The 21,634-nt window shown below is 71.2% G+C and carries 18 protein-coding genes and 1 riboswitch; of the genes, 11 read left to right on the top strand and 7 right to left on the bottom strand.

Annotated features, from left to right (window positions below; all coding sequences use genetic code 11):
* The first annotated feature begins 209 nt into the window (after positions 1 to 209).
* The 6 genes from ACIBBH_RS14925 to ACIBBH_RS14900 are packed head-to-tail and all read left to right on the top strand — an operon-like array spanning position 210 to position 8,781.
* A complete protein-coding gene (locus tag ACIBBH_RS14925; protein WP_399404639.1) occupies positions 210 to 1,094 on the top strand; it encodes a hypothetical protein in 885 nt (294 codons plus the stop codon).
* Positions 1,091 to 3,427 carry a hypothetical protein gene (locus ACIBBH_RS14920; RefSeq protein WP_399404638.1) on the top strand — a complete coding sequence of 779 codons (2,337 nt, stop codon included), beginning with the start codon at positions 1,091 to 1,093 and terminating at the stop codon, positions 3,425 to 3,427. Before ACIBBH_RS14925 ends, ACIBBH_RS14920 begins: the two co-directional genes overlap by 4 nt.
* Complete coding sequence (locus ACIBBH_RS14915; RefSeq protein ID WP_399404637.1) at positions 3,424 to 5,274, top strand: hypothetical protein; 1,851 nt, start codon at positions 3,424 to 3,426, stop codon at positions 5,272 to 5,274. The genes ACIBBH_RS14920 and ACIBBH_RS14915 overlap by 4 nt, the downstream gene beginning before the upstream one ends.
* A gap of 57 nt (positions 5,275 to 5,331) precedes the next feature.
* On the top strand, positions 5,332 to 6,012 hold the full coding sequence (locus ACIBBH_RS14910) for a hypothetical protein (protein WP_399404636.1): 681 nt from the start codon (positions 5,332 to 5,334) through the stop codon (positions 6,010 to 6,012).
* Between the two features lies 1 nt (position 6,013).
* On the top strand, positions 6,014 to 7,147 hold the full coding sequence (locus ACIBBH_RS14905; protein ID WP_399404635.1) for a protein phosphatase 2C domain-containing protein: 1,134 nt from the start codon (positions 6,014 to 6,016) through the stop codon (positions 7,145 to 7,147).
* Positions 7,144 to 8,781, top strand: coding sequence for a hypothetical protein (locus ACIBBH_RS14900; protein ID WP_399404634.1), 1,638 nt, complete (start codon positions 7,144 to 7,146; stop codon positions 8,779 to 8,781). Before ACIBBH_RS14905 ends, ACIBBH_RS14900 begins: the two co-directional genes overlap by 4 nt.
* A gap of 25 nt (positions 8,782 to 8,806) precedes the next feature.
* On the opposite strand, the gene ACIBBH_RS14895 is transcribed toward ACIBBH_RS14900, so the two are convergent.
* The 7 genes from ACIBBH_RS14895 to gcvT all read right to left on the bottom strand — a co-directional run bounded on the left by ACIBBH_RS14895 (position 8,807) and on the right by gcvT (position 15,469).
* Complete coding sequence (locus ACIBBH_RS14895) at positions 8,807 to 9,484, bottom strand: Crp/Fnr family transcriptional regulator (protein WP_399404633.1); 678 nt, start codon at positions 9,482 to 9,484, stop codon at positions 8,807 to 8,809.
* 22 nt (positions 9,485 to 9,506) lie between these two features.
* Positions 9,507 to 10,064 (bottom strand): GH25 family lysozyme, encoded by a 558-nt coding sequence (locus ACIBBH_RS14890; RefSeq protein WP_399404632.1) that lies wholly within the window; start codon positions 10,062 to 10,064, stop codon positions 9,507 to 9,509.
* Between the two features lie 90 nt (positions 10,065 to 10,154).
* On the bottom strand, positions 10,155 to 10,331 hold the full coding sequence (locus ACIBBH_RS14885; RefSeq protein ID WP_399404631.1) for a hypothetical protein: 177 nt from the start codon (positions 10,329 to 10,331) through the stop codon (positions 10,155 to 10,157).
* A gap of 757 nt (positions 10,332 to 11,088) precedes the next feature.
* Positions 11,089 to 12,456, bottom strand: coding sequence for an L-serine ammonia-lyase (locus ACIBBH_RS14880; RefSeq protein WP_399404630.1), 1,368 nt, complete (start codon positions 12,454 to 12,456; stop codon positions 11,089 to 11,091).
* Positions 12,457 to 12,549: 93 nt separating this feature from the next.
* A complete protein-coding gene (glyA, locus tag ACIBBH_RS14875; protein ID WP_399404629.1) occupies positions 12,550 to 13,815 on the bottom strand; it encodes a serine hydroxymethyltransferase in 1,266 nt (421 codons plus the stop codon).
* Between the two features lie 14 nt (positions 13,816 to 13,829).
* Positions 13,830 to 14,207: a glycine cleavage system protein GcvH gene (gene gcvH / locus ACIBBH_RS14870; RefSeq protein ID WP_399404628.1), complete on the bottom strand. Its 378-nt coding sequence runs from the start codon at positions 14,205 to 14,207 to the stop codon at positions 13,830 to 13,832.
* 119 nt (positions 14,208 to 14,326) lie between these two features.
* Positions 14,327 to 15,469 carry a glycine cleavage system aminomethyltransferase GcvT gene (gene gcvT / locus ACIBBH_RS14865; RefSeq protein WP_399404627.1) on the bottom strand — a complete coding sequence of 381 codons (1,143 nt, stop codon included), beginning with the start codon at positions 15,467 to 15,469 and terminating at the stop codon, positions 14,327 to 14,329.
* 151 nt (positions 15,470 to 15,620) lie between these two features.
* Positions 15,621 to 15,721: riboswitch (glycine riboswitch) on the bottom strand.
* A 169-nt stretch (positions 15,722 to 15,890) separates the two neighbouring features.
* On the opposite strand from gcvT, the gene ACIBBH_RS14860 reads away from it, so the two are divergent.
* From ACIBBH_RS14860 to ACIBBH_RS14840, 5 genes are all read left to right on the top strand, one after another.
* Positions 15,891 to 16,565 (top strand): AAA family ATPase, encoded by a 675-nt coding sequence (locus ACIBBH_RS14860; protein ID WP_399404667.1) that lies wholly within the window; start codon positions 15,891 to 15,893, stop codon positions 16,563 to 16,565.
* A gap of 86 nt (positions 16,566 to 16,651) precedes the next feature.
* Entirely contained in the window at positions 16,652 to 17,443 is a 792-nt protein-coding gene (locus ACIBBH_RS14855; RefSeq protein ID WP_399404626.1) for an enhanced serine sensitivity protein SseB, read from the top strand.
* A gap of 224 nt (positions 17,444 to 17,667) precedes the next feature.
* Positions 17,668 to 18,468, top strand: a complete 801-nt coding sequence (locus ACIBBH_RS14850; RefSeq protein ID WP_399404625.1) for an enhanced serine sensitivity protein SseB C-terminal domain-containing protein — start codon at positions 17,668 to 17,670, stop codon at positions 18,466 to 18,468.
* A 337-nt stretch (positions 18,469 to 18,805) separates the two neighbouring features.
* Complete coding sequence (locus ACIBBH_RS14845) at positions 18,806 to 19,804, top strand: ABC transporter permease (protein WP_399404624.1); 999 nt, start codon at positions 18,806 to 18,808, stop codon at positions 19,802 to 19,804.
* A 31-nt stretch (positions 19,805 to 19,835) separates the two neighbouring features.
* A complete protein-coding gene (locus ACIBBH_RS14840) occupies positions 19,836 to 21,611 on the top strand; it encodes an ABC transporter substrate-binding protein (protein WP_399404623.1) in 1,776 nt (591 codons plus the stop codon).
* The last annotated feature ends 23 nt before the right edge of the window (positions 21,612 to 21,634 follow it).

Here is a 21,634-nt window from a genome sequence, read left to right as displayed (position 1 = left end):
TTATGACGGAACGACAGTTTCCGTTCGGGGGGTTTCATGAACGCCGATGAGGCATCGTACGCGTACGTGTGACGTTGTGCCGGAAAGCTCGGCGAACACGTTGGCAAGAGGGCATTGTGCGCCAGATGGCGTAGACACTGCCGACAGCAGGTCCTATCCAGAGATGCGCGGGGCGCACGCGCGCCCTGCTCCGGCACGGGAGGTCGCACATGCTGGTTCCGGACGATCCGCTCAGCCACTGGATCGTGCTCCTCGACATCGAGGACTTCAGTCTGCGCCCGGAGACCACGCAGGCGACACTTCACCAGAGCATGCACCAGGTCGTCGCGTTCGCGCTGCGGCGCGCGGGGCTCGACCTGGACCAGTGCCCCTGGCAGGACCGCGGGGACGGAATGCTGCTGCTGATCCCGATCGGCACCAGCCCCACCAGGCTGCTGCGCGAGCTGGTGCGCGGCCTGGAGGACGCCCTGGTCGCACACCGGGGGCAGTACAACCACGACCACCGGATGCGGCTGCGGGTCGGGCTCAACCAGGGGCTGGTCATCCAGCAGGGCCAGTTATGGACCGGCAACGCCATCAACGACCTGGCCCGGCTGGTGGACGCGGGCCCCGTCAAGCAGGTGCTCGCCCGGGCCGGCCGGGCCCATCTGGTGGTGGTCGTCTCCGAGGACATCCACCGGAAGGTGGTGCTGGGCGGCTACCCGGGCATCGATCCGGCGGCCTACCTGCCCGCCGACTTCGTCACCAAGCACGGCGAGCCGCGCCGGGGCTGGGTCACCGTACCCGGCTACCCGGCGCCGCCCGGACTTCCCGCGGACTCGGGGGAGCCGCCACGTGACAGCAGACCCGGGGGCAGCCCCGGCACGGGCGGCCACGCGGGAGCGGCAGGCGGCGGGACCGGACCGGGGAGCACGGTCCCGCCGCCCGCGTCGTACATCAGCGGTGTGACGAACAGCCAGATCGCCGTCGGGGACGGCGCGGTGGCCGTCAACGGTCCGTACGTCCAGGGTGACTACGTGAACGGCAACAAGACCGAGTACCACTACGGGCACCCGGTCCCGCCCCACCGCACCACCCCCGCGGACGGCTCATGAGCACCCCCGCCGCCCCGCAGCCCACCACCGCACAGCCCACGACGGCCGCACCCGCCGCGAGCCCCGGGGCCCCGCAGGGACAGCCCGGAAGCGCGCCTCCACCGGGTGCCGGCGGCCAGGGCGGCGGCGCATCCCCGTCCGGCCCGGGCGCCGGCGGCGACGGCGGCGCCCCCCAGCAGGGCGGCGGTGGTCAGCAGGGCGACGCCCAGCAGCCCGCACCCCCCGACAGCACCGTCGGTACGAACGACACCGCCCGCCAGGCCACCGCCCGCGCCGGTCAGGGCAGCCTGCGCGCCGGGCTGCTGCGCACCGCCTGGACGCACATCGGCGGCGACCGGGTCGAGGGCGACAAGATCGTCATCCATGCCGGCGGGGAACGCGGCGTCGTCCTGCGCGCCCTGGCCGCCGGCATCGTGGACACCGTCCGGCACACCTTCCAGGCGCCGCCCCGCTGGGACGACGTCGTCGCCGACGCCTGGCAGCGCCGCTCGGTCGTGCTGCGCGGCCCCGGCGGCGCGGGCAAGACCGCCGCGGCCGTACGGCTGCTGATCTCCGCGCACGCCACGTCCTTCTACCTGCTGGACTCGGTCGCCGAACTGACCCGGCTGACCGAGCTCAAGCAGCTCGGCAGCGGCGCGGGCCTGCTGCTGGACCGGCCCGCCGACCTCGGCGAGCTGCGCGGCCCCCAGCTGGCCGGCCTGGAGGACCTGCTGCTGCAGGCCGAGGCCCGCCTGGTGCTGATCGCCGGCCCGGAGGCCGAACTCGGCCGCGGCGTCGGTGAGTACGTCCAGCGCATCGCCCGCCCCGACGTCCTGCACGACGTCCTCCTGGCCCACCTCGCGCACCGGCTCGGCGAGGAGGACGCCGAACGCGCACTCGCTGCGGCGGGCGTGAGGGACCTGTGCGAGGAACTGCTCGACCTGGGCGCCGCCTGCCGCGACGCCGCCCGCCTCGCCGAGGTCATCGGGCACGAGCACGGTACCGGCACCGTCGACCCGGAGCGGGTCCGGGCCCGGATGGACCAGACCGGCGGCGAGGGCCCCGAGGAATGGTTCGAGTGCCTCGGTGACACCGGCCTGCGCACCCACGCCGTCGCCCTCGCCGTCCTCGGCGGCCTGCCTCAGGAGTACGTCGCCATGGCCGCGAGCACCCTCCTGGACCGCTTCCGCAGCGACCGGGGCGTGCTGACCGCCAGCGTCGAGCACGGTCCCGTACCGCTGCGCCAGGACCCCTTCAGCCAGTCCCGCCGGATGCTCGACGAGAAGCTGCGCGCCCGCACCGTCACCGCGGTCACCCGGGGCGACAACGGCTGGCTGCCCTGCACCGTCGCCGAGTACCGCAACCCCGACTACCCGGCGCGGATCATCCGGCACGCCTGGTCGCAGTACACCATCCAGGGTGAACTCCTCGACTGGCTCGCCGAGTTGGTCGACAAGCCCTCGCAGCAGGTGCGCAGCTTCGCCGGGACCGCACTCGGCCTGGTCGCCACCGAGTCCTTCGACGCCATCAGCACCCTCGTCTTCCCCGAGTGGATCCGCGACAAGGACACCGGCTACTGGCGCCGCGAGGCCATCGCCTACGCCCTGCGCGTCTGCGCCCGCGACCCCGCGCTGCGGCCCGGCGTGCGCACCCTCGTCGAGGGCTGGTACCTCGGCGGGCCCTGGCAGTTCCAGGCCGCCGCCGCCCGCGCCTACGGCCTGTGCCTGGGCGGCGCCGACCTGCCCACCGCCGTCCAGGCCCTCACCCGGCTCGGCACCGTCGACCACATCCAGGTCGCCATCGAGATCGGCGACGCGGTCGCCGACCTGATGGAGGACGACGTCCGGGCGAACGCCCCGGCGGTGCTGCGCGCCCTCGCCGAGATGGCGCACGAACCGGCAAGCCGCCCCACCGGGCACCTGGCCTTCCTGATCCTCGCCAACGCCCTGATCACCGACGAACCCCCGGCCGGCGGCCTGCCCGGCCGCAGCCGCCCCACCCTGCTCAGCCTGGCCGCCGACAGCCCGCCCGGCGGTGAACTGCGCCGGCTGATCGGCTACCTGTGGGCCGAGGCGATCAGCGGCGAGGTCTTCTCCGACCAGGCCGGGACCGTGCTGGAGGCCTGGGCCACCCAGGCCGAGGCCGACCCCCAGCTCCTGGACGACCTCGTCCGCATCCTCGTCGACGACGTCGCCGCCCGCAGCCCCCGGGCCGGCCTGCTCCTGCGGCGCTACGCCGCCCACTGGACCGACCGCGACCGCTTCCGTCCCCTGCCCCGCTCGTCGGCCGTCCTCGGCGCCGCCCTGCGGACCGCACAGCCCGCTCGCCCCACTCAGCCAGGAGGTGGCCGGTGAACGACCCGGTCTCGCTGATAGCCAACCGGACGCCGGTACCCCGCATGGCGCTGGGCCCCACCAAGGCGACCGAACCACATCTGGCGGTCGTCTACGCCACCGCGTCCGGCGAGGTGGAGTGCTTCGACGGCCGCCCCATGACGCCCTCGCAGCAGGTCTTCTCCAAGTACCGCATGCGCTACGAGGTCGATCTGCGCCCCCGGCAGCGCAGTGCCGTCCTCGGCCGCAACCCGCTGGTCTCCCGGGACGGCGTGCACGCCTTCGAGGTCAAGGTCGACTTCGCCTTCCGTGTCGACGGCTGGGAGGGCGCCAAGGCCGTGGTGCGCTCCGGCATCGACAACCCGCTGCCCCTGGTGCACAACTACCTGACCAGCCTCTTCCACGGCGCCGGACAGCGTTTCGCCATCGAGGACTCCTTCGGCCTCCAGCACTACCTGAACCAGAAGTGCGCCCAGCAGGTCACCCTCGCCGAGGGCCTGATCGTGTACGGCTGCCAGGTGACCGTACGGCCCGACGACAAGTCCAGGGCCTACCTGGAGTCCCTGATCGACGCCGGGCGGCGCGAGACCCTCGGCCAGGCCGAGCACGTGCCCAACATGGGCGACGTCCTGCGCCAGGGCCAGCTCGACTCCAAGAAGCAGGAGCTGGAGATAGAGGCCACGGCCCGACAGGCGGCGGCGCTGAAGGACACCCTCACCACCAGCGAGGGCCTGATCCGGCACTACCTGATCACCCATCCGGAGGACGCCGCCGGCGCCTTCGAGATGATGCGCAAACTGGAGGAAGCCCGCTTCGCCACCGCCGAGCTGCAGAACCAGCGCGCCCTCGGCCTGTTCCAGGCGATGGCGGAGAAGAACCTGGTGCAGGCCGGCGACCTGGAGGTGATGCGGTCGCTGCTGACCGACGCGGTCGGCCGCGCCACCGGCGGCGAGGCACAGCTCCCGGCCGCCGGCACCCCGCAGCTGACCGGCGCCCGCCCCTGGGACGCCCCGCCGGCCCAGCTCGCGACGGCGCCCGCCGCCGCGTCCACCGCCGGACCGGCCCAGGCGCCGCCCTCGTACACTCCGACGCAGACCCAGCCCGCCTACACCCCACCCCGGGCCGGCGACCACACCGGCCCCTACGGCCCCGGCACCACCGTCGTCGGCGACCCCGTCCCGCCCTACACCGGCCGCCCCACCACCCCCGCCTACACCGCCCTGATCTACCTGGTGCTCGACGAGTCCCTCGGCCGCGACTGCCTCGAGGAACTCAACCGGGGCCTGAACGACCTGCACTCCGCGCTCTCCTCCACCCCCGAGCTCTCCTCGGCGCTGCGGCTGTCCGTCCTCGGCATGGCCGCCACCACGGAACCCCGGCTCCAGCTGGAGACGGTCACGCCCGGCACGCGCACGCCCATCCTCACCGGGCGGCCGGGGCTGTCGTACGGGCACGCCTTCCAGCTGCTGAAGACCGTCGTCGGGCAGGACGTCGGCGTGGTCAAGGGCGAGGGGGCGCAGGTGCTGCGGCCGATCGTGCACTTCCTCACCGGCGGCGCGCCCGAGGAGGGCAACGGCTGGCGGGACGCCCACCGCCTGCTGACCGACACCGCCGGCAACCCGGCCGCGCCGCACCTCATCGCGCTGGGCCTGGACCGGGCCGACACGTTCGCGATCCGCGGTGTGGCCACCCGGCCGGAGTTCGCCTTCATGGCGCCGCCCAACCAGGACGCCGTGTCGGCCGCGCACAGCTGCGCCGCCTTCCTGCGCGACAGCGTCGTCGGCTACGCCCGCCGGATCGCCTCCGGCGACCCCCAGTTCGCGGTCAGCCCGCCCGACGGCTTCCGGAGGGCCGAGGACGCGTTCTGACATGCCCGCATGCCCACACCACCCACGCAGTCACCACCACGCAAGAACGGAAAGACGATGATGGAAAGCAACCGGGGGCACTTGCTCCCCATCTACGTCCTCGCCGACGAGTCGGGCTCGATGGCCGAGCACATAGACGACCTCAACGACGGCCTGCGCTCGCTGCACCAGGCGCTGCTCGGCGAGCCGATGGCCGCCGCCAAGGTGCGCTTCTCGGTGCTGGGCTTCTCGGACGACGTGGTCGAGCGGGTCCACCTGGTCGACCTGCGCGGCGCCAACGAGTTCCCGCGGTTGCGCACCCGCGGCATGACCAGCTACCTCGCCGCCTTCGAGGACCTGATGGTGCGCATCCCGAACGACGTGAACGCCCTCAAGCGCGAGGGCTACCAGGTGCACCGGCCCGCCGTGTTCTTCCTCAGCGACGGACTGCCCAACCACGGCGAGGACTGGCAGGACGCGCACCGCCGCCTCACCGACCGCAACACCACCCTCGGCGCACCGAACATCATCGCGTGCGGGATCGTGGACGCGGACGCGCTCACCATCAACCAGGTCGCCACCCAGCCGCAGTTCGGCTTCATCGTCAACAAGGGCGTCGACGTCGGCAGCGCCATCGCCAAGTTCTGCACGGCCCTCACCCAGAGCGTGATCCGCTCCGGGCGGTCACTGGGCTCGCCGTCCCCGGAACTGGTGGTGGACAAGCCGGAAGGCTTCACCGTCGCGATCGATGTGATCTGACGTGGCCCTGTTCCCGCACCGACGATCCGACGACGACCGGGGTGAGCGGCGGCGTGTTCCGCCGCCGGGCCCCGCCCCGGACCTGTACCCGAAGGAACCGGCCGAACCCGGTCCCGCCCCGGAGCCCGGCGGGGCCTACCCGGCCCCGGGCGAGCCCTACGTCCACCAGCAGGGCACGCAGAACTGGCCGCCCGGCGTGCTGTCGGTCCGCACACAGGCGCCCGCGCCCCCGCGGGGAGAGCTCGCCGACGCCTGGCGGCCCATCTCCGTGGACGGCGCCGTCCCCGACTTCGACCCGCGACCGCCGACCGGCGGGCTGTCGTACCGCCCCGACACCATCTGCGACGGCTGGTCGACCAGCGCGCTCGACCTGCGGCTGGCCTCGGTGCGCGGCTATGCCCACCGGGCCGAGGGCCGCCCGCGCGAGGACGACGCGGCGGCGGCCTGGGACGAGCTCACCGGCACCGTCGTGTTCGCCGTCGCCGACGGTGTGTCCGACGCGCGCGAGCCGCACATCGGCTCCCAGCTCGCCTGCCGCAGCGCGGTCGACGAACTGCTCTCCCAGGTGCGCGCGGGCGGCGGCTTCGTCACCGACTGGCACAAACTGCTGAGCACGGTCCACTGGCAGCTGGTCGAGCAGGCCCGCCGGATCCTGCGCGTGCAGGACACCCCGAGCGTGGACGACACGGCCGCCCTGCTGGCCACCACCCTGGTCGCCGGGGCGGCCACCCCCACCTCGCAGGGCGTGCACGTCGCCCTCGTGTCGGTGGGCGACTCCGGGGTCTGGGCGATCAAGAACCATGAGGTCTATCCGCTCAAGGGCGGAAAGTCGTTCGGCGCCGACGGGCTGCTCTCCCCGGCCGTCCGGCCCATGCCCTACGTGCCCGCCGACATCGCCCCCTTCGAGTACGTCCCCGATCCGGACAGCGTCCTGCTGGTCGGCACGGACGGCTTCGGCGATCCCGTCGGTGACGGGCGGGGTGCCGTGGCCCGGCTGTGCGCCCAGGAACTCGCCCGTCCGCTGCCGCCGTTGGCCTTCGCCTACACGCTCGACTTCTACCGCGAGACCTTCGACGACGACCGCACCCTGCTGGCCCTGTGGCCGCGCCGAGGAGCGCCGGGAGCGGCGCGATGAGTGACGTGAGGGTGCCCTGGACGTCGGCCTCGGAACTGGGTGACTACCCGGCGCACCGCCTGGGCGGCGGCGGCCAGGGCATCGTGTACGGGGTGCCGGACCCCCTCGGGAAGTTCCCCGGCCGGTCGCTGGTCTACAAGGAGTACCTGCCCGACGTCCCGTACGACGCCGATGTCCTGTACGACATGGTCTGCTTCCGCCAGCTGCTCGACCCGGTCGGCCGCGCCTTCCTGGACGACCGGCTGGTCTGGCCGACGGTGCTGGTGTACCGGGGGGAGACACCCACGCACCCGCGGCCGTCGCGGAACCCGCGGACCACGGTGACCGGCTTTCTCATGCGGCGCGTGGGCCCGGAACACGAACTGCGCAGCCCGGTCCTGAACGGGGTCAAGCTGCAGGCCACGGAGTACCTGCTCAACGAGGACTCCTACGGGGCCCACATCGGTCTGCCCGTCGACGACGCGCAGCGCCTGGAGCTGCTGCTCGACCTGGCCCGTACCGTCGACTGGCTGCACGGGCACGGCGTGGCGGTGGGCGACCTGTCACCGAAGAACGTCCTGTTCACCTTGCGGGGGCAGACCCGCTGCCTGCTCATCGACTGCGACTCCATGCGGTACCGGGGCAAGGACGTGCTGGCGCAGGTGGACACCCCCGACTACGAGGTGCCCGCGCCGGAGAAGGCCACGGCCACGGTCGCCACGGACTCCTACAAGTTCGGGCTGCTGGCCGCGCGGTTCTTCAACCGCAGCCAGGACAGCAGGGAGCTCGGCCCGCTCAGGGCCGTCTCCACCCAGCTGGCGAATCTGGCGTCGCGCGCCCAGAACCAGGACCAGCAGCGGCGGCCCGGACTCGCCGAGTGGATACCCGTGCTGGAACTGGAACACAGCCGCGTGAAGCGCGCCGTGCCGCCCACCACCGCCCCGGACCCGGACCCGGGCGGCCTCCCGTGGGAGCCCCCGATCCAGCCGGACCCGTACGGTTCGCCCCGGCAGACCACCTCGACGGGCAGCCGCTGGTTCGGCTGGCTGCTCGCCGCGGCGCTGGTCGGCGTGGTCGGCGGCTACGCGGCGACCCACATGGACGACTCGGCCGGCTCCCCGTCCCCGCCGACGTCCGTGACGCCCACCGTGGACACGTTCGCCGACGACGGCTCGGGTACCGACCAGGCCTCCCCGGACCCCACCGACGAGACCACCTCGTCCGGCGAGGTGGTGACCTCCGGCGCCACCGTCGACTACTCCCAGGTCGCCGACGACCCCGACGCCGAGGACGTCGCCCGCACGTTCGCCGAGTTCTTCGGCGCGATCAACGAACACCGCTACGACACGGCGCTGAAGTACTACGACCCGAGCACCGAGGTGATCAACCTCGGCTCCGAGTCCAGCCGCAGCAAGTGGAAGGAGGTCATGTCCACCACCAAGGACAGCGACTTCGTCCTCGGCGACCTGACCTCCGACGGCGACTACACCCTGGCCACCCTCAACTTCACCAGCCACCAGGACCCGGGTTACGGCCCCGCCGGCAGCCCCGACGACACCTGCGACCAGTGGACGGTGACGTACCAGCTGACGGACTCGGACGGCTACCGGATCTACAAGGCGCCGAAGGACGGGGTGAGTTACACGACCTGCTGAGGGGGCCGGTGCTCAGCGCACCGGTTCACCCCCCGAACGCCTGCCGTTTCAACTGGTCCACCGACCGCACCAGCAGCGCCTGCCGCCCCGTCATGACCCACCCGCGGGCCCGCCACTGCTCCAGTACGCGGCTCACCGTGCGCCGGGAGGTCAGCAGCAGGCCGGCCAGGTCGTCCTGGGAGAGGGCCAGGCCGATGCGGTGGCCAGTGCCGTCGGGGTCCGGGTGGCCGCAGCGTTCCACCAGGTCCAGCAGGAGGACGGCGAGCCGGGCGGGCACCGGCTCGGTGATGCCGGCGCGCTGCAGGTCGGCCTCGCGCAGGCGCTGCGAGAGGGTCTGTTCCAGGGCCGCGGCGACGCCCGGGCGGGCCCGGGCGAGCACCTGGAAGCGGGTGGCGGGCAGGTTCAGCAGGTCGGCCGTGGTGGCCGTGAGCAGGGAGGCCGAGCGGCGCCGGCGCTCCACCGCGGCCTGCTCGCCGAGGAGTTCACCGGGGCCGCGCAGCGCGAGCAGGGCGCGGTAGCCGGCGTGCGACTGGGCGACCACCTTGACCCAGCCGTGCAGCAGGACCACCAGGTGGTCGGAGTCCTCGCCCTGGGTCAGGAACTGCCGGTCCGCGGGCAGCGACATCCGGGTCGCCGCCCGCAGCAGCGCGGCCCGGTCCCCGGGGTCGAGGGCCTCCCAGAAGGGAGCGGGACGGATCGTCACCGCGCTTTGCCTCCCGTCGCGGTCAGTCGTTCTTGGCCCATGCCCGCAGGGCGGTCTTGTTGGCGAAGGCGGCCACGTCCTTGTCATGGGGTTCGCTGCTGTACTGGTGGAAGCGCCACTTCGCCTTGATACGGGGCTTGCCCGCGCTGACGTAGTCGGCGATCCAGAGTCCGTCGCCGGCGTACGAGGTGACGTCCACGTTCAGCCAGTAGTGCCGGTTCGCGTACAGCACGACCCGGTGGTGCGGCCGCAGTTCCTTCAGCTTCCGTATGAACAGGTCCTTCTCCGCGTTGCTGGCGTGCGTCCCGGCGCTGGTCGTCTCCCAGTCGACGGCGAGGATGTCGCCGGCCTTCTCGGGGGTGTGCCTGAGGAAGAACTCGGCCTGTGCGGTGAGGTTGCCGGGCCACAGGAAGTGGTAGAAGCCGACGACCAGGCCGGCGTCCCGAGCGGTCTTGGTCTGGGCGGAGAGTCTGGGGTTGACGTACGAACGGCCCTCCGTCGCCTTGATGAAGACGAAGGAGAGACCGTCGGTGTCGTACGACGAGGACTGGTACGCGCTCACGTCGATGCCGTGCAGCATGGGGGACCCCCTACGCGTCAGTGGGGTGACAGGAGTTGAGTGGTGTATGCCCCACCTTGGCACGCGTGATCCGCCGCCGCCCCCGGAACCTCAGCTTCTGCTCGTGACCGATCCGAGCACGGACGCCGGCTCCGCCGACCAGTCCGAGGTGATGATGCCGGCGTGGTCCGCGCCCAGCAGCGACAGCCGGGCCGCGACCTCCGCGACCTCCGCGTCCGTCGGGTCGGTCGAGGAGATCGCCGGGGACACGTTGTGGGCGTCCGTCATGATCAGGATGTAGTGGTTCGCGGAGTAGAAGGAGGGCCCGCCGCGCCCAGCACCGCCGGGAAGGCCGGAGCCGCCGACATGCCGCCGGCCGCGTACAGGTCCCGCAGGTGGTCGCCGTACTCCTCGTCACAGCGCGGCGCACGGGATAGACCGAGGTGGCAGCGAGCACGATGGGAAGATGCGGGCCACCCCCAATCCCACCCACCTGCACTTTCACCCACCCACCCCCGGCCCCAATCCTCCAATTACTCGGCGACCGTGACGCCCCACCCACCGACCGCAAGCCGCCGGCCTCACCCGGCGTGCCCCTACCCACCCAGCGCGCACCCCGCCCCCACCGACCGCAAGCCGCCGGCCCCACCCGGCGTGCCCCTACCCACCCAGCGCGCACCCCGCCCCCACCGACCGCAAGCCGCCGGCCCCACCCGGCGTGCCCCCACCCACCCAGCGCGCACCCCACCCCCGCCCCCACCCCCCACCCACCGCAAGCCGCCAAGCCCACCCGGCGTGCGGGCGAGGCGCGACCGCGCCCCGAAGCCCCGCCCGCAACGCAGCCCACGCAAGGGAAAACCCGCCCAGACCCCCGCTCTCCCCGGCCGCCCGCTCGCTTCTCCCCCGTGCTGGAGCGAGCCGAGTCAAGGGTCGGCCGCAGGCCGATCGCCGAAGGCGACGCGAAGCGCCCTTTACTCGGCTCGCGGAAGCACGACGATCGACGAGAAGCGGGCGGCCCCCACGGCAACCGCCCAACTCGCCTTCCTCAGCACTCGATGATGTTCACCGCGAGCCCGCCCCGGGCCGTCTCCTTGTACTTCACCGACATGTCGGCCCCGGTGTCCTTCATGGTCTTGATGACCTTGTCCAGGGACACCTTGTGCGAGCCGTCGCCGCGCATCGCCATGCGGGCGGCCGTGACCGCCTTCACCGCGGCCATGCCGTTGCGCTCGATGCACGGGATCTGGACCAGGCCGCCGACGGGGTCGCAGGTCAGACCGAGGTTGTGCTCCATGCCGATCTCGGCCGCGTTCTCCACCTGCTCCGGGCTGCCGCCCAGCACCTCGGCCAGCGCACCCGCCGCCATGGAGCAGGCGGAGCCGACCTCGCCCTGGCAGCCGACCTCGGCGCCGGAGATGGAGGCGTTCTCCTTGAAGAGCATGCCGATGGCGCCGGCGGCCAGCAGGAAGCGGACCACTCCCTCCTCGTCGGCGCCCGGGACGAAGTTGATGTAGTAGTGCAGGACGGCCGGGATGATGCCCGCCGCGCCGTTCGTGGGGGCCGTCACCACCCGGCCGCCGGCCGCGTTCTCCTCGTTCACCGCCATCGCGTAGAGCGTGATCCACTCCATCGCGTGCGCCAACGGGTCACCCTCCGCACGCAGTTGGCGGGCGGAGACGGCCGCACGGCGGCGGACCTTCAGACCGCCGGGCAGGATACCCTCGCGGGACATGCCGCGCGCCACGCACGCCTGCATCACGCGCCAGATCTCCAGCAGGCCCGCGCGGATCTCCTCCTCGGAGCGCCAGGCCCGCTCGTTCTCCAGCATGAGGGAGGAGATGGACAGGCCCGTCTCCTTCGTCAGGCGCAGCAGTTCGTCGCCGGTACGGAAGGGGTACTTCAGGACTGTGTCGTCGAGCTTGATGCGGTCCGCGCCCACCGCGTCCTCGTCCACGACGAAGCCGCCGCCGACCGAGTAGTACGTCTTCGCCAGCACTTCGGCGCCCTGCGCGTCGTACGCCCACAGCGTCATGCCGTTGGCGTGGTAGGGGAGGGCCTTGCGGCGGTGCAGGACGAGGTCGTCGTCGAAGGAGAAGGCGATGTCGTGCTCGCCGAGAAGGTTCAGGCGGCCCGACCGCTTGATGCCCTCCACCCGCTCGTCGGCCGTCTCCACGTCCACCGTGCGCGGCGAGGCGCCCTCCAGGCCCAGCAGCACCGCCTTGGGCGTGCCGTGGCCGTGGCCGGTGGCGCCGAGCGAGCCGTACAGCTCGGTCCGTACCGACGTGACGGAGGGCAGCAGGTCCTCGTTGCGCAGCCTGCGGGCGAACATGCGCGCCGCGCGCATCGGGCCGACCGTGTGGGAGCTGGACGGGCCGATTCCGATCGAGAACAGGTCGAAGACCGAGATGGCCACGGGGACTCCTCAATACGGGGGGTGGTGCGGGTGGTACAGGGTGTGGGGTGCCCCGCTCACCTACCAGTGTGCGGGGCACCCCACATAAAGGAACTACTTGTTCAGAGCGGGGTACAGCGGGTGCTTCTCCGCCAGGGCCTTCACCCGGGCCTTCAGGGCCTCCGCGTCGTACGACGGCTTCAGCGCCTCGGCGATCACGTCCGCGACCTCGGTGAAGTCCTCGGCCTGGAAGCCGCGGGTCGCCAGGGCGGGTGTACCGATGCGCAGGCCGGAGGTGACCATGGGCGGGCGCGGGTCGTTCGGGATCGCGTTCCGGTTGACCGTGATGCCGACCTCGTGCAGACGGTCCTCGGCCTGCTGCCCGTCCAGCTCGGAGTCGCGCAGGTCGACCAGGACCAGGTGCACGTCGGTGCCGCCGGACAGGACGCTCACCCCGGCCTCGCGGACGTCCGCCGCGCTGAGCCGCTCGGCGAGCAGCCGGGCGCCCTCGACCGTACGGCGCTGGCGCTCCTTGAAGTCCTCGGAGGCGGCGATCTTGAAGGAGACCGCCTTGGCCGCGATCACGTGCTCCAGGGGGCCGCCCTGGAAGCCCGGGAAGACGGAGGAGTTCAGCTTCTTGGCGAAGTTCTGCTTGGCGAGGATGATGCCGCCGCGGGGGCCGCCCAGCGTCTTGTGGGTGGTGGAGGTGACGACGTCCGCGTACTCGACCGGGTTGGGGTGCAGGCCGGCCGCGACCAGACCCGCGAAGTGCGCCATGTCGACCCACAGGTACGCCTCGACCTCGTCCGCGATCCGGCGGAACTCGGCGAAGTCCAGCTGCCGCGGGTACGCCGACCAGCCCGCGATGATCACCTTCGGGCGGTGCTCCTTGGCGAGGCGCTCGACCTCGGCCATGTCGACCAGACCGGTCTCGGAGTCCACGTGGTAGGCGACCACGTTGAACTGCTTGCCGGAGAAGTTCAGCCGCATGCCGTGGGTCAGGTGGCCGCCGTGCGCCAGGTCCAGGCCGAGGACGGTGTCGCCGGGCTGGGCCAGCGCGAACAGGGCGGCCTGGTTGGCGGAGGCTCCCGAGTGGGGCTGCACGTTGGCGTACTCGGCGCCGAACAGCTCCTTGACCCGGTCGATGGCGATCTGCTCGGCGACGTCGACGTGCTCGCAGCCGCCGTAGTAGCGGCGGCCCGGGTAGCCCTCGGCGTACTTGTTGGTCAGGACCGAGCCCTGCGCCTCCATGACCGCGAGCGGAGCGAAGTTCTCCGAGGCGATCATCTCGAGGGTGGACTGCTGGCGGTCGAGCTCCGCGTCGACCGCGGCGGCGATCTCCGGGTCCAGCTCGTGCAGGGACGTGTTCAGGACAGTCATACGGCTACGACTCCTCAGCCGGCGGTGTGGGCGACGTACTCGTCGGCGGAGAGCAGGTCGGCCGGCTCCTCCGTGACGCGGACCTTGAACAGCCAGCCGCCCTCGAAGGGGGCGGAGTTCACCAGCGACGGGTCGTTGACCACGTCCTCGTTGATCTCGGTGACCTCACCGCTGACCGGCGAGTACAGGTCGGACACCGACTTGGTCGACTCCAGCTCTCCGCAGGTCTCACCCGCGGTCACCGTGGAGCCGACCTCGGGGAGCTGGGCGTAGACGACGTCGCCGAGCGCGTTCGCCGCGAACTCGGTGATGCCGACCGTCGCCACGCCGTCCTCGGCGGCCGACAGCCACTCGTGCTCCTTGCTGTAGCGCAGCTGCTGGGGGTTGCTCATGGCCTGAATTCTCCTGTACGCGGGGGAGTGCTGGTGAATGGGGGACTGCTGCAAACACATGTGAGCAGCCGAAATGTGCGCAGGGTCACGCTCGGAGGCCGGGTACCCGCGCCCAGTGTCTACTTCTGGCGCTTGTAGAACGGCAGAGCCACGACTTCGTAGGGTTCGTGGCTGCCCCGGATGTCCACGCCGACGCCCGGCGTGCCCGGCGCCGAGTGCGCCGCGTCGACGTAGGCCATGGCGATGGGCTTGCCCAGCGTGGGGGAGGGCGCGCCGGAGGTGACCTCGCCGATCACCTCGCCGCCGGCGACGACCGCGTACCCGGCGCGCGGGACCCGGCGGCCCTCGGCGACCAGGCCGACCAGGACGCGCGGCGGGTTCTGCCCGGCACGCTCGGCGGCCTGCACAAGAGCCGCACGCCCGACGAAGTCGCCCTCCTTGTCGAACTTGACCACGCGGCCGAGCCCGGCGTCGAAGGGGGTCAGGGAGGTGTTCAGCTCGTGCCCGTACAGCGGCATGCCCGCCTCCAGGCGCAGCGTGTCCCGGCAGGACAGGCCGCAGGGCACCAGGCCGTCGCCCTCGCCCGCCTTGCTCAGCGCCTGCCACAGTTCGACGGCGTGCTCGGGCCTGACGAAGAGTTCGAAGCCGTCCTCGCCGGTGTAGCCGGTGCGTGCGATGAGCGCCGGGACGCCGGCGACGGTGCCGGGCAGCCCGGCGTAGTACTTCAGGCCGTCGAGGTCGGCGTCGGTGAGGGACTTCAGGATGCCGGGGGACCGAGGACCCTGGACGGCGATCAGCGCGTAGGCGTCCCGGTCGTCGCGCACCTCGGCGTCGAAGCCGGACGACCGCTCGGTCAGCGCGTCCAGCACCACCTGGGCGTTGGAGGCGTTGGCCACGACCATGTAGTGAGAAGACCCGGCCTCGGTCTCGGCCAGCCGGTAGACGATCAGGTCGTCCAGGATGCCGCCGTCGGCCTGGCAGATCATGGTGTAGCGGGCGCGACCCACCTTGAGGCTCCCCAGGTTCCCGACCAGGGCGTGGTCGAGCAGGGCGGCCGCCTGCGGGCCGGTCACGGTGATCTCGCCCATGTGGGAGAGGTCGAAGAGCCCGGCCCTGGTGCGCACGGCCAGGTGCTCGTCGCGCTCGGAGCCGTAGCGCAGCGGCATGTCCCAGCCGGCGAAGTCGGTCATCGTCGCCCCCAGCGCGCGATGCAGGGCATCCAGCGCGGTGCGACGCTTCTCAAAGGGTTCGGTACTGCTCATCGGACGGTCGTCTCCCAAGGCATGACGGGCGAGGTCGTTCCTCCCCATCTGTCATCGGAACCTGAGAGGTTCGCCGTGATCCGCCCGGAGGGGGCCACGGCTTGCACCTTGGGTGGAGCCGCTGTCGCAGCGGCCCGCTTTTCAGATGTGCCTCGCCCGCGCGGTAACGGGGCCTGAGAGATTCAAGGGAGGGACTTGCTCCTTCGGCGCCCCGGCGAAGTTGCTGCCTGGGGACTCTCCCGCGCGGATTCAAACGGCCGGTATGCAGTTGCGGGCACATCATTGCATGCCCGGTCCACGCTCAACAGGGCGAGCGAGTTGTAACCGGGCTGTGGCACTACGCGCACGGAATCGGGAGACACCTGCATTACCTTCTCTTTACATTCGGTGGGGAGAACCTTTCCTGACCACAGGGAGGACGATCACGGTGAACAGGACCACGGCCTGTGCGACGACCACGGGCCTCGCGCTGCCCGAGCAGCCCGCGGCCCCGGCCCGCGAGCACGGCGCGGAACGCCCGGCACCGGTCGTCCGCGACCTGCGCGAGCGCGCGGGCCGCAGCCCGCGCGGCCTGCTCTTCGGCCCCCGGGACCTGGTCGTGGTCACCGGCCTGCCCGGCAGCGGCAAGTCGACCCTGATGCACCGCGCGGCCAAGGGCACCCGCATCGACTCCCAGGACGCCCGCGACCGCTGGGAGCGCCGCATGCCCCGCTTCCTGCCCTACGCGGTGTACCGCCCGCTGGTCCGCCTCGCCCACTACGCCGGACTGCGTCACGCCCTGCGCACCGGTGAGGGCGTCGTCGTGCACGACTGCGGTACGCAGGCCTGGGTGCGCGGCTGGCTGGCCCGCGAGGCCCGCCGCCGGGGCGGCACCCTCCACCTGCTGCTGCTCGACGTCCCGCCCGCCACGGCCCGCGAGGGCCAGCGCGAGCGCGGCCGGGGCGTCTCCCGGTACGCCTTCCTGCGCCACCGAAGGGCGGCCGCCAGGCTGCTCGGTGAGGTGGAGCGGGGCGAGCTGCCCCAGGGCTGCGGCTCGGCGGTGCTGCTGGACCGGGACGCGGCCGACGCGCTGCGCCGGATCGGCTTCGCGGGCTGAGCGGCCCGGAGCCACCGGATCCGGGCACGCACAGGCACCCGCTAGCCTTTCAGCCACAACATTTGGTCCCAGCAGGCGGTAGGCAGATGGACTTCCCGGCGGACTTTTCCGCGGACTTCCCGGCACAGGCGCACCCCCACCCGCACGGCGGATGGCCCGGCAACGAACTGGAGGAGGTGCTGTCGGCGTCGCTCGGCATCCCCTCGGCCGGCGGCCGGATCATCGAGGTGCTGGGCCGAAGCTTCCTGTGGATCCCGCTGCCCAACGGCGGCGGCCCGCACAGCGGCCCGCTCGACCTGCCGACGATGGAGATCGACGGTCAGGCGTTCGTCCCGGTGTTCAGCTCCGAGGAGCAGTTCCGCCAGGTCGTCGGCTCCCACATGTCGTACGCCATCGCCCCCGCCGTGGAGTTCGCCCGCGGCCTGCCCCCGCAGGTCGGCATCGCCGTCAACCCGGACGGCGTGGTCGGCATCCCGCTCCCGCCGGGAGCGGTGGCCGAGCTGTGCCGCGCGGGCCGCACCCCGCTGGACGGTCCCGCGCGGGGCGGTCGCGTCCGCCTCTTCGAACCCGACTGGCAGGACGACCCGGTCGACTTCCTCGCCGCCGCCTCCGCCGAGTTCGCGGAGATCGGCGTCGTCCTCACCGCCCGCCGCTGCCTCGCCGCCGTCGAGACCGCCGACCCGGTCATGTTCATAGGCGTCGAACTCTCCCAGTGGGAGGGCGACCTCCGGGCCCTGCCCCTGCAGGCCCTGGGCAAGGCCCTGGCCGAGGTCCCCGTGAAGTGGCCGGTCAACCTGGTCCTGCTGGACGTGGCGGAGGACCCGGTGGGCGACTGGATGAAGACGAGCGTCCGCCCCTTCTACCAGTACGGCCACTGAAAGCGCCTGCACGCGGCGGCGGACAAGCGGCCCCGGGCTCCCAGGCGCTCAAGAGCCCCGAACCGCACGGGACTCTCGCGACGCCTGGCACGCACTCCCCCACGCTCGGTTCCGCTCGAGCGGGGGCGCCCCCATCGCCGCCGCGAGCTGATCGGACTCCCATTTGGTTCGGGGCTCTAAGCTGATTCCATACGCGGGGCAACTTCTCGAAGGCGGGGTAAAAGGTGAGCGCGAGCGGCACCGCTGCGACCGGACAGGTCGAGCACATGCTGCGCCAAGTAACGCCCGGGCGTTACGACGCCTACGAGGCACTGCTGCGCGCACTCGCAACCCCCGCCTCCGGCCAGATCTGGATGCTCCTCTGGCACGGCCAGTCCGGCTCCCCGGACGCCCAGTACGGCAACATGGAGGTCGGCGGCTACGGCTACGCGCCCTGCGTCACCTCCGCCCAGGAGCTGTCGGCCAGCGGCTGGAACCGGTCGTACGAGGTGGTCGACGCGGTCGACGTGGCCCGCACCCTCTATCCGGACCACTACGGTCTCTGGCTCAACCCGCACGCCCCGGGCGGCGGCGTCGGCATCCCCTGGCTCGACCTGCGCCGGATCGCCACCGGTCTGGACCGCCAGCCCGCAGGACCCCTGCTGCTGTCGGAACCCGGCATCGAGGTACCGCAGTTCTACGCCCTGCTGGCGCAGAACGCCCACCGCACCCCGGCCGTCCGCTCGCTGCGCCGAGCCTGGGTGCAACCGGCCCTCGGGGCGCCGTACCTCGCCATCGGCCTGGACGTGTACGACACCTCGCCGTCCGCCGTGGACTCGGTGCGCGCGATGATGCAGCAGTCCATCGGCGCGGTCCCGGACGGGCTGCCGGTGTCGACCGTCGCGATGTCCGACGAGTACGACCCGGTGGTGATGTGGATGCGGGCCAACGCCCGCCCCTTCTACGACCGTGAGGCGCACGCCCCCGCCCAGCCCCCGGTCCCGGCCGCCGGATACGGATACCCGCCGACACCCGGCGGTTACTGAGCAAATCGGGCTCTGTTGCCCGCCCACAGCCTTCACGCGGCCGACACACTTCTCCGCGCGTAGATAACCAGCGATGGTCCCGAATTGCCCTGAATGGCACCTATGTCCAACTGGCCCGCGTCCGGGGGTCGTTACCCACTGTTCGGATAACGGAATCCTCCGCACAGCATCACGGTTGCGCATACTTTCTCCGTCAGCTCTGGCGGGTGATCGCGACGACGCTGAAGACTCGCGACTCAGACACGAGGTCGAGACCTCGTGATCGAGTGCAAGTCGACAAAGCCGCAATCCGCGGCAGGCGCAGGCCGGTCACCACCGGCGAGAGGGGTCGCTCACCGTGACCGCACCGATCGAGACCACCGGGGCGGCAGCCGAGGTACAGCCCGAGGCTGTGCTGGAGGGTGCCGGAAAGGGGCAGATCGAGGGTCGTTCCTTGGGCCAGATCGCCTGGTCCCGGTTCAAGAGGGACAGAGTCGCCGTCGCCGGCGGCGTCGTCGTGATCCTGCTGATCGTCGTCGCGATCCTCTCGCGCCCTCTCCAGGCCATGCTCGGCCTGGACCCCAACGCCTTCCACCAGGACCTGATCGTGCCCGACACCTCGCTGCCCAAGGGCGGTTGGGGCGGCATGAGCGTGGACCACCCACTGGGCGTGGACCCGAAGTTCGGCCGTGACATCGCCACCCGCGTTCTGGAGGGCTCCTGGGTGTCGCTGGTGGTCGCCTTCGGAGCGACGATCCTGTCCAACGTGATCGGCGCGGTCATGGGAGTCGTCGCGGGCTACTACGGCGGCCGGGTCGACTCGATCATCAGCCGGCTGATGGACATCTTCCTCGCCTTCCCCCTCCTGCTCTTCGCCATCGCCATCTCCGCGACCCTGCAGGGCGGCGCCTTCGGGCTCAACGGACTGCCGCTCCACCTGAGCGTGCTCATCTTCGTCATCGGCTTCTTCAACTGGCCCTATCTGGGCCGGATCGTCCGGGGCCAGACCCTCGCCCTGCGCGAGCGCGAGTTCATCGACGCCTCCCGCGGCATGGGCGCCAAGGCCCCGTACATCCTGTTCCGGGAGCTGATGCCCAACCTGGTCGGCCCGATCATCGTCTACTCGACGCTGCTCATCCCGACCAACATCCTCTTCGAGGCGTCCCTGAGCTTCCTCGGCGTCGGCATCCAGCCGCCGCAGGCGTCCTGGGGCGGCATGCTCCGGGAAGCGGTCACCTACTACCAGGTCGATCCCCAGTACATGATCGTGCCCGGGCTCGCCATCTTCGTCACCGTCCTGGCGTTCAATCTGCTCGGCGACGGTCTCCGCGACGCTCTCGACCCCCGCGGCCGCTAGGCAGCTCCGAGAGCCCATCAAGTTTCCGATTATGGAGGGGAAGCAGACCATCATGCGAAGGTCAGCGCTGGCCGCGGTCGCGGCCATCGGCTCCGTCAGCCTGCTGCTTGCAGGCTGTAGCAAGGCCGATGAGAACAAGGACGGCAACAACCCGAAGGCGGCCGGTGCCAACGCGGCGACCAAGGGTGTCGTCAACGCGTCCACCAAGAAGGGGGGCACGGTCGTCTACGAGATGTCCGACGTGCCGGACTCCTTCGACCCGGGCAACACGTACTACGCGTACATGTACAACTTCAGCCGGCTGTACGCCCGCCCGCTGATGACGTTCCAGCCCGCCCCCGGTGAGGAGGGCAACACCCTCGTCCCGGACCTCGCCGCGAGCAAGGGTGTCTCGAGCGACGGCGGCAAGACCTGGACGTACAAGCTGCGTTCGGGCCTGAAGTACCAGGACGGCACGCCGATCACCTCGAAGGACGTCAAGTACGCCGTCGAGCGGTCCAACTTCGCGCGTGACGTGCTCTCGCTCGGCCCGAACTACTTCCAGCAGTTCCTCAAGGACGGCGACAAGTACAAGGGTCCGTACAAGGACAAGAGCGCCAAGGGCCTGTCCTCGATCGAGACGCCGGACGAGACCACGGTCGTCTTCCACCTGAAACGCGCCTTCCAGGAGTTCGACTACCTGGTCGCGGCGCCGCAGACGGCTCCGGTGCCGCAGTCCAAGGACGATGGCGTCGACTACGTCAAGCACATCGTGTCCTCCGGCTCCTACCAGTTCCAGAGCTACGAGGAGGGCAAGCAGGCCGTCCTCGTCCGCAACAAGAACTGGGACCCGAAGACGGACCCGCTGCGCAAGCAGTACCCGGACAAGATCGTCGTCAACCTCAAGGTCAACGCCGAGACGATCGACAAGGACCTGCAGTCCGGCGACGCCACGGTCGACCTCGCGGGCACCGGCGTCCAGGCCTCGACCCAGGCCCAGCTGATCAACTCCGCGGACGGCAAGGCCAACACGGACAACACCTACGGTGGCCGCCTCGTCTACGCGGCGCTGAACACCAAGGTCAAGCCGTTCGACAACATCGAGTGCCGCAAGGCCGTCGAGTACGCCATCGACAAGGTCTCCGTGCAGACCGCCGAGGGCGGCCCGATCCGCGGTGACATCGCCTCCACCGTCCTGCCGCCGGACATCACCGGTTACCAGAAGGCCGACGCCTACGCGACCGCGGGCAACAAGGGTGACGTGGCCAAGGCCAAGCAGCACCTGAAGGCCTGCGGCAAGACGTCGATCACGACCAACATCTCGGCCCGCTCCGACCGCCCGCAGGAGGTCGACGCGGCCACGGCGATCATCAGCTCGCTGAAAAAGGTCGGTATCAACGCCACTCTGAAGCAGTACCCGCAGGGCAAGTACTTCACCGACTACGCGGGTGTGCCGAAGTTCACCGAGAAGCAGAACATCGGCATCATGATGATGCAGTGGGGCGCCGACTGGCCGTCCGGCTACGGCTTCCTGCAGCAGATTCTGAACAGCAAGGCCATCAGCCAGTCCGGTAACACGAACCTGTCGCAGTTCGAGAACAAGGACGTCGACGCCAAGCTGGCCAAGGCGATCGCCTCCCCGGACGTCGCCACGCGCAACAAGCTGTACGCCGAGATCGACAAGACCACCATGGACCAGGCGGTCATCGTCCCGCTGACCTACTTCAAGGTCCTGCTGTACCGCTCGCCGTACGCCACCAACGTGGTCTCCACGTCCGCCTTCAGCGGGCAGTACGACTACCTCAACCTCGGCACCACGAAGAAGTAGCAGCCCCGGAAGGCAGGTGAAGG

Source organism: Streptomyces sp. NPDC051636 (assembly GCF_044453765.1).
In the GTDB taxonomy this organism is placed as follows: Bacteria; Actinomycetota; Actinomycetes; order Streptomycetales; family Streptomycetaceae; genus Streptomyces.
Note: the sequence above shows the minus strand (reverse complement) of the source record. Positions and strands in the feature narration are given on the sequence as shown.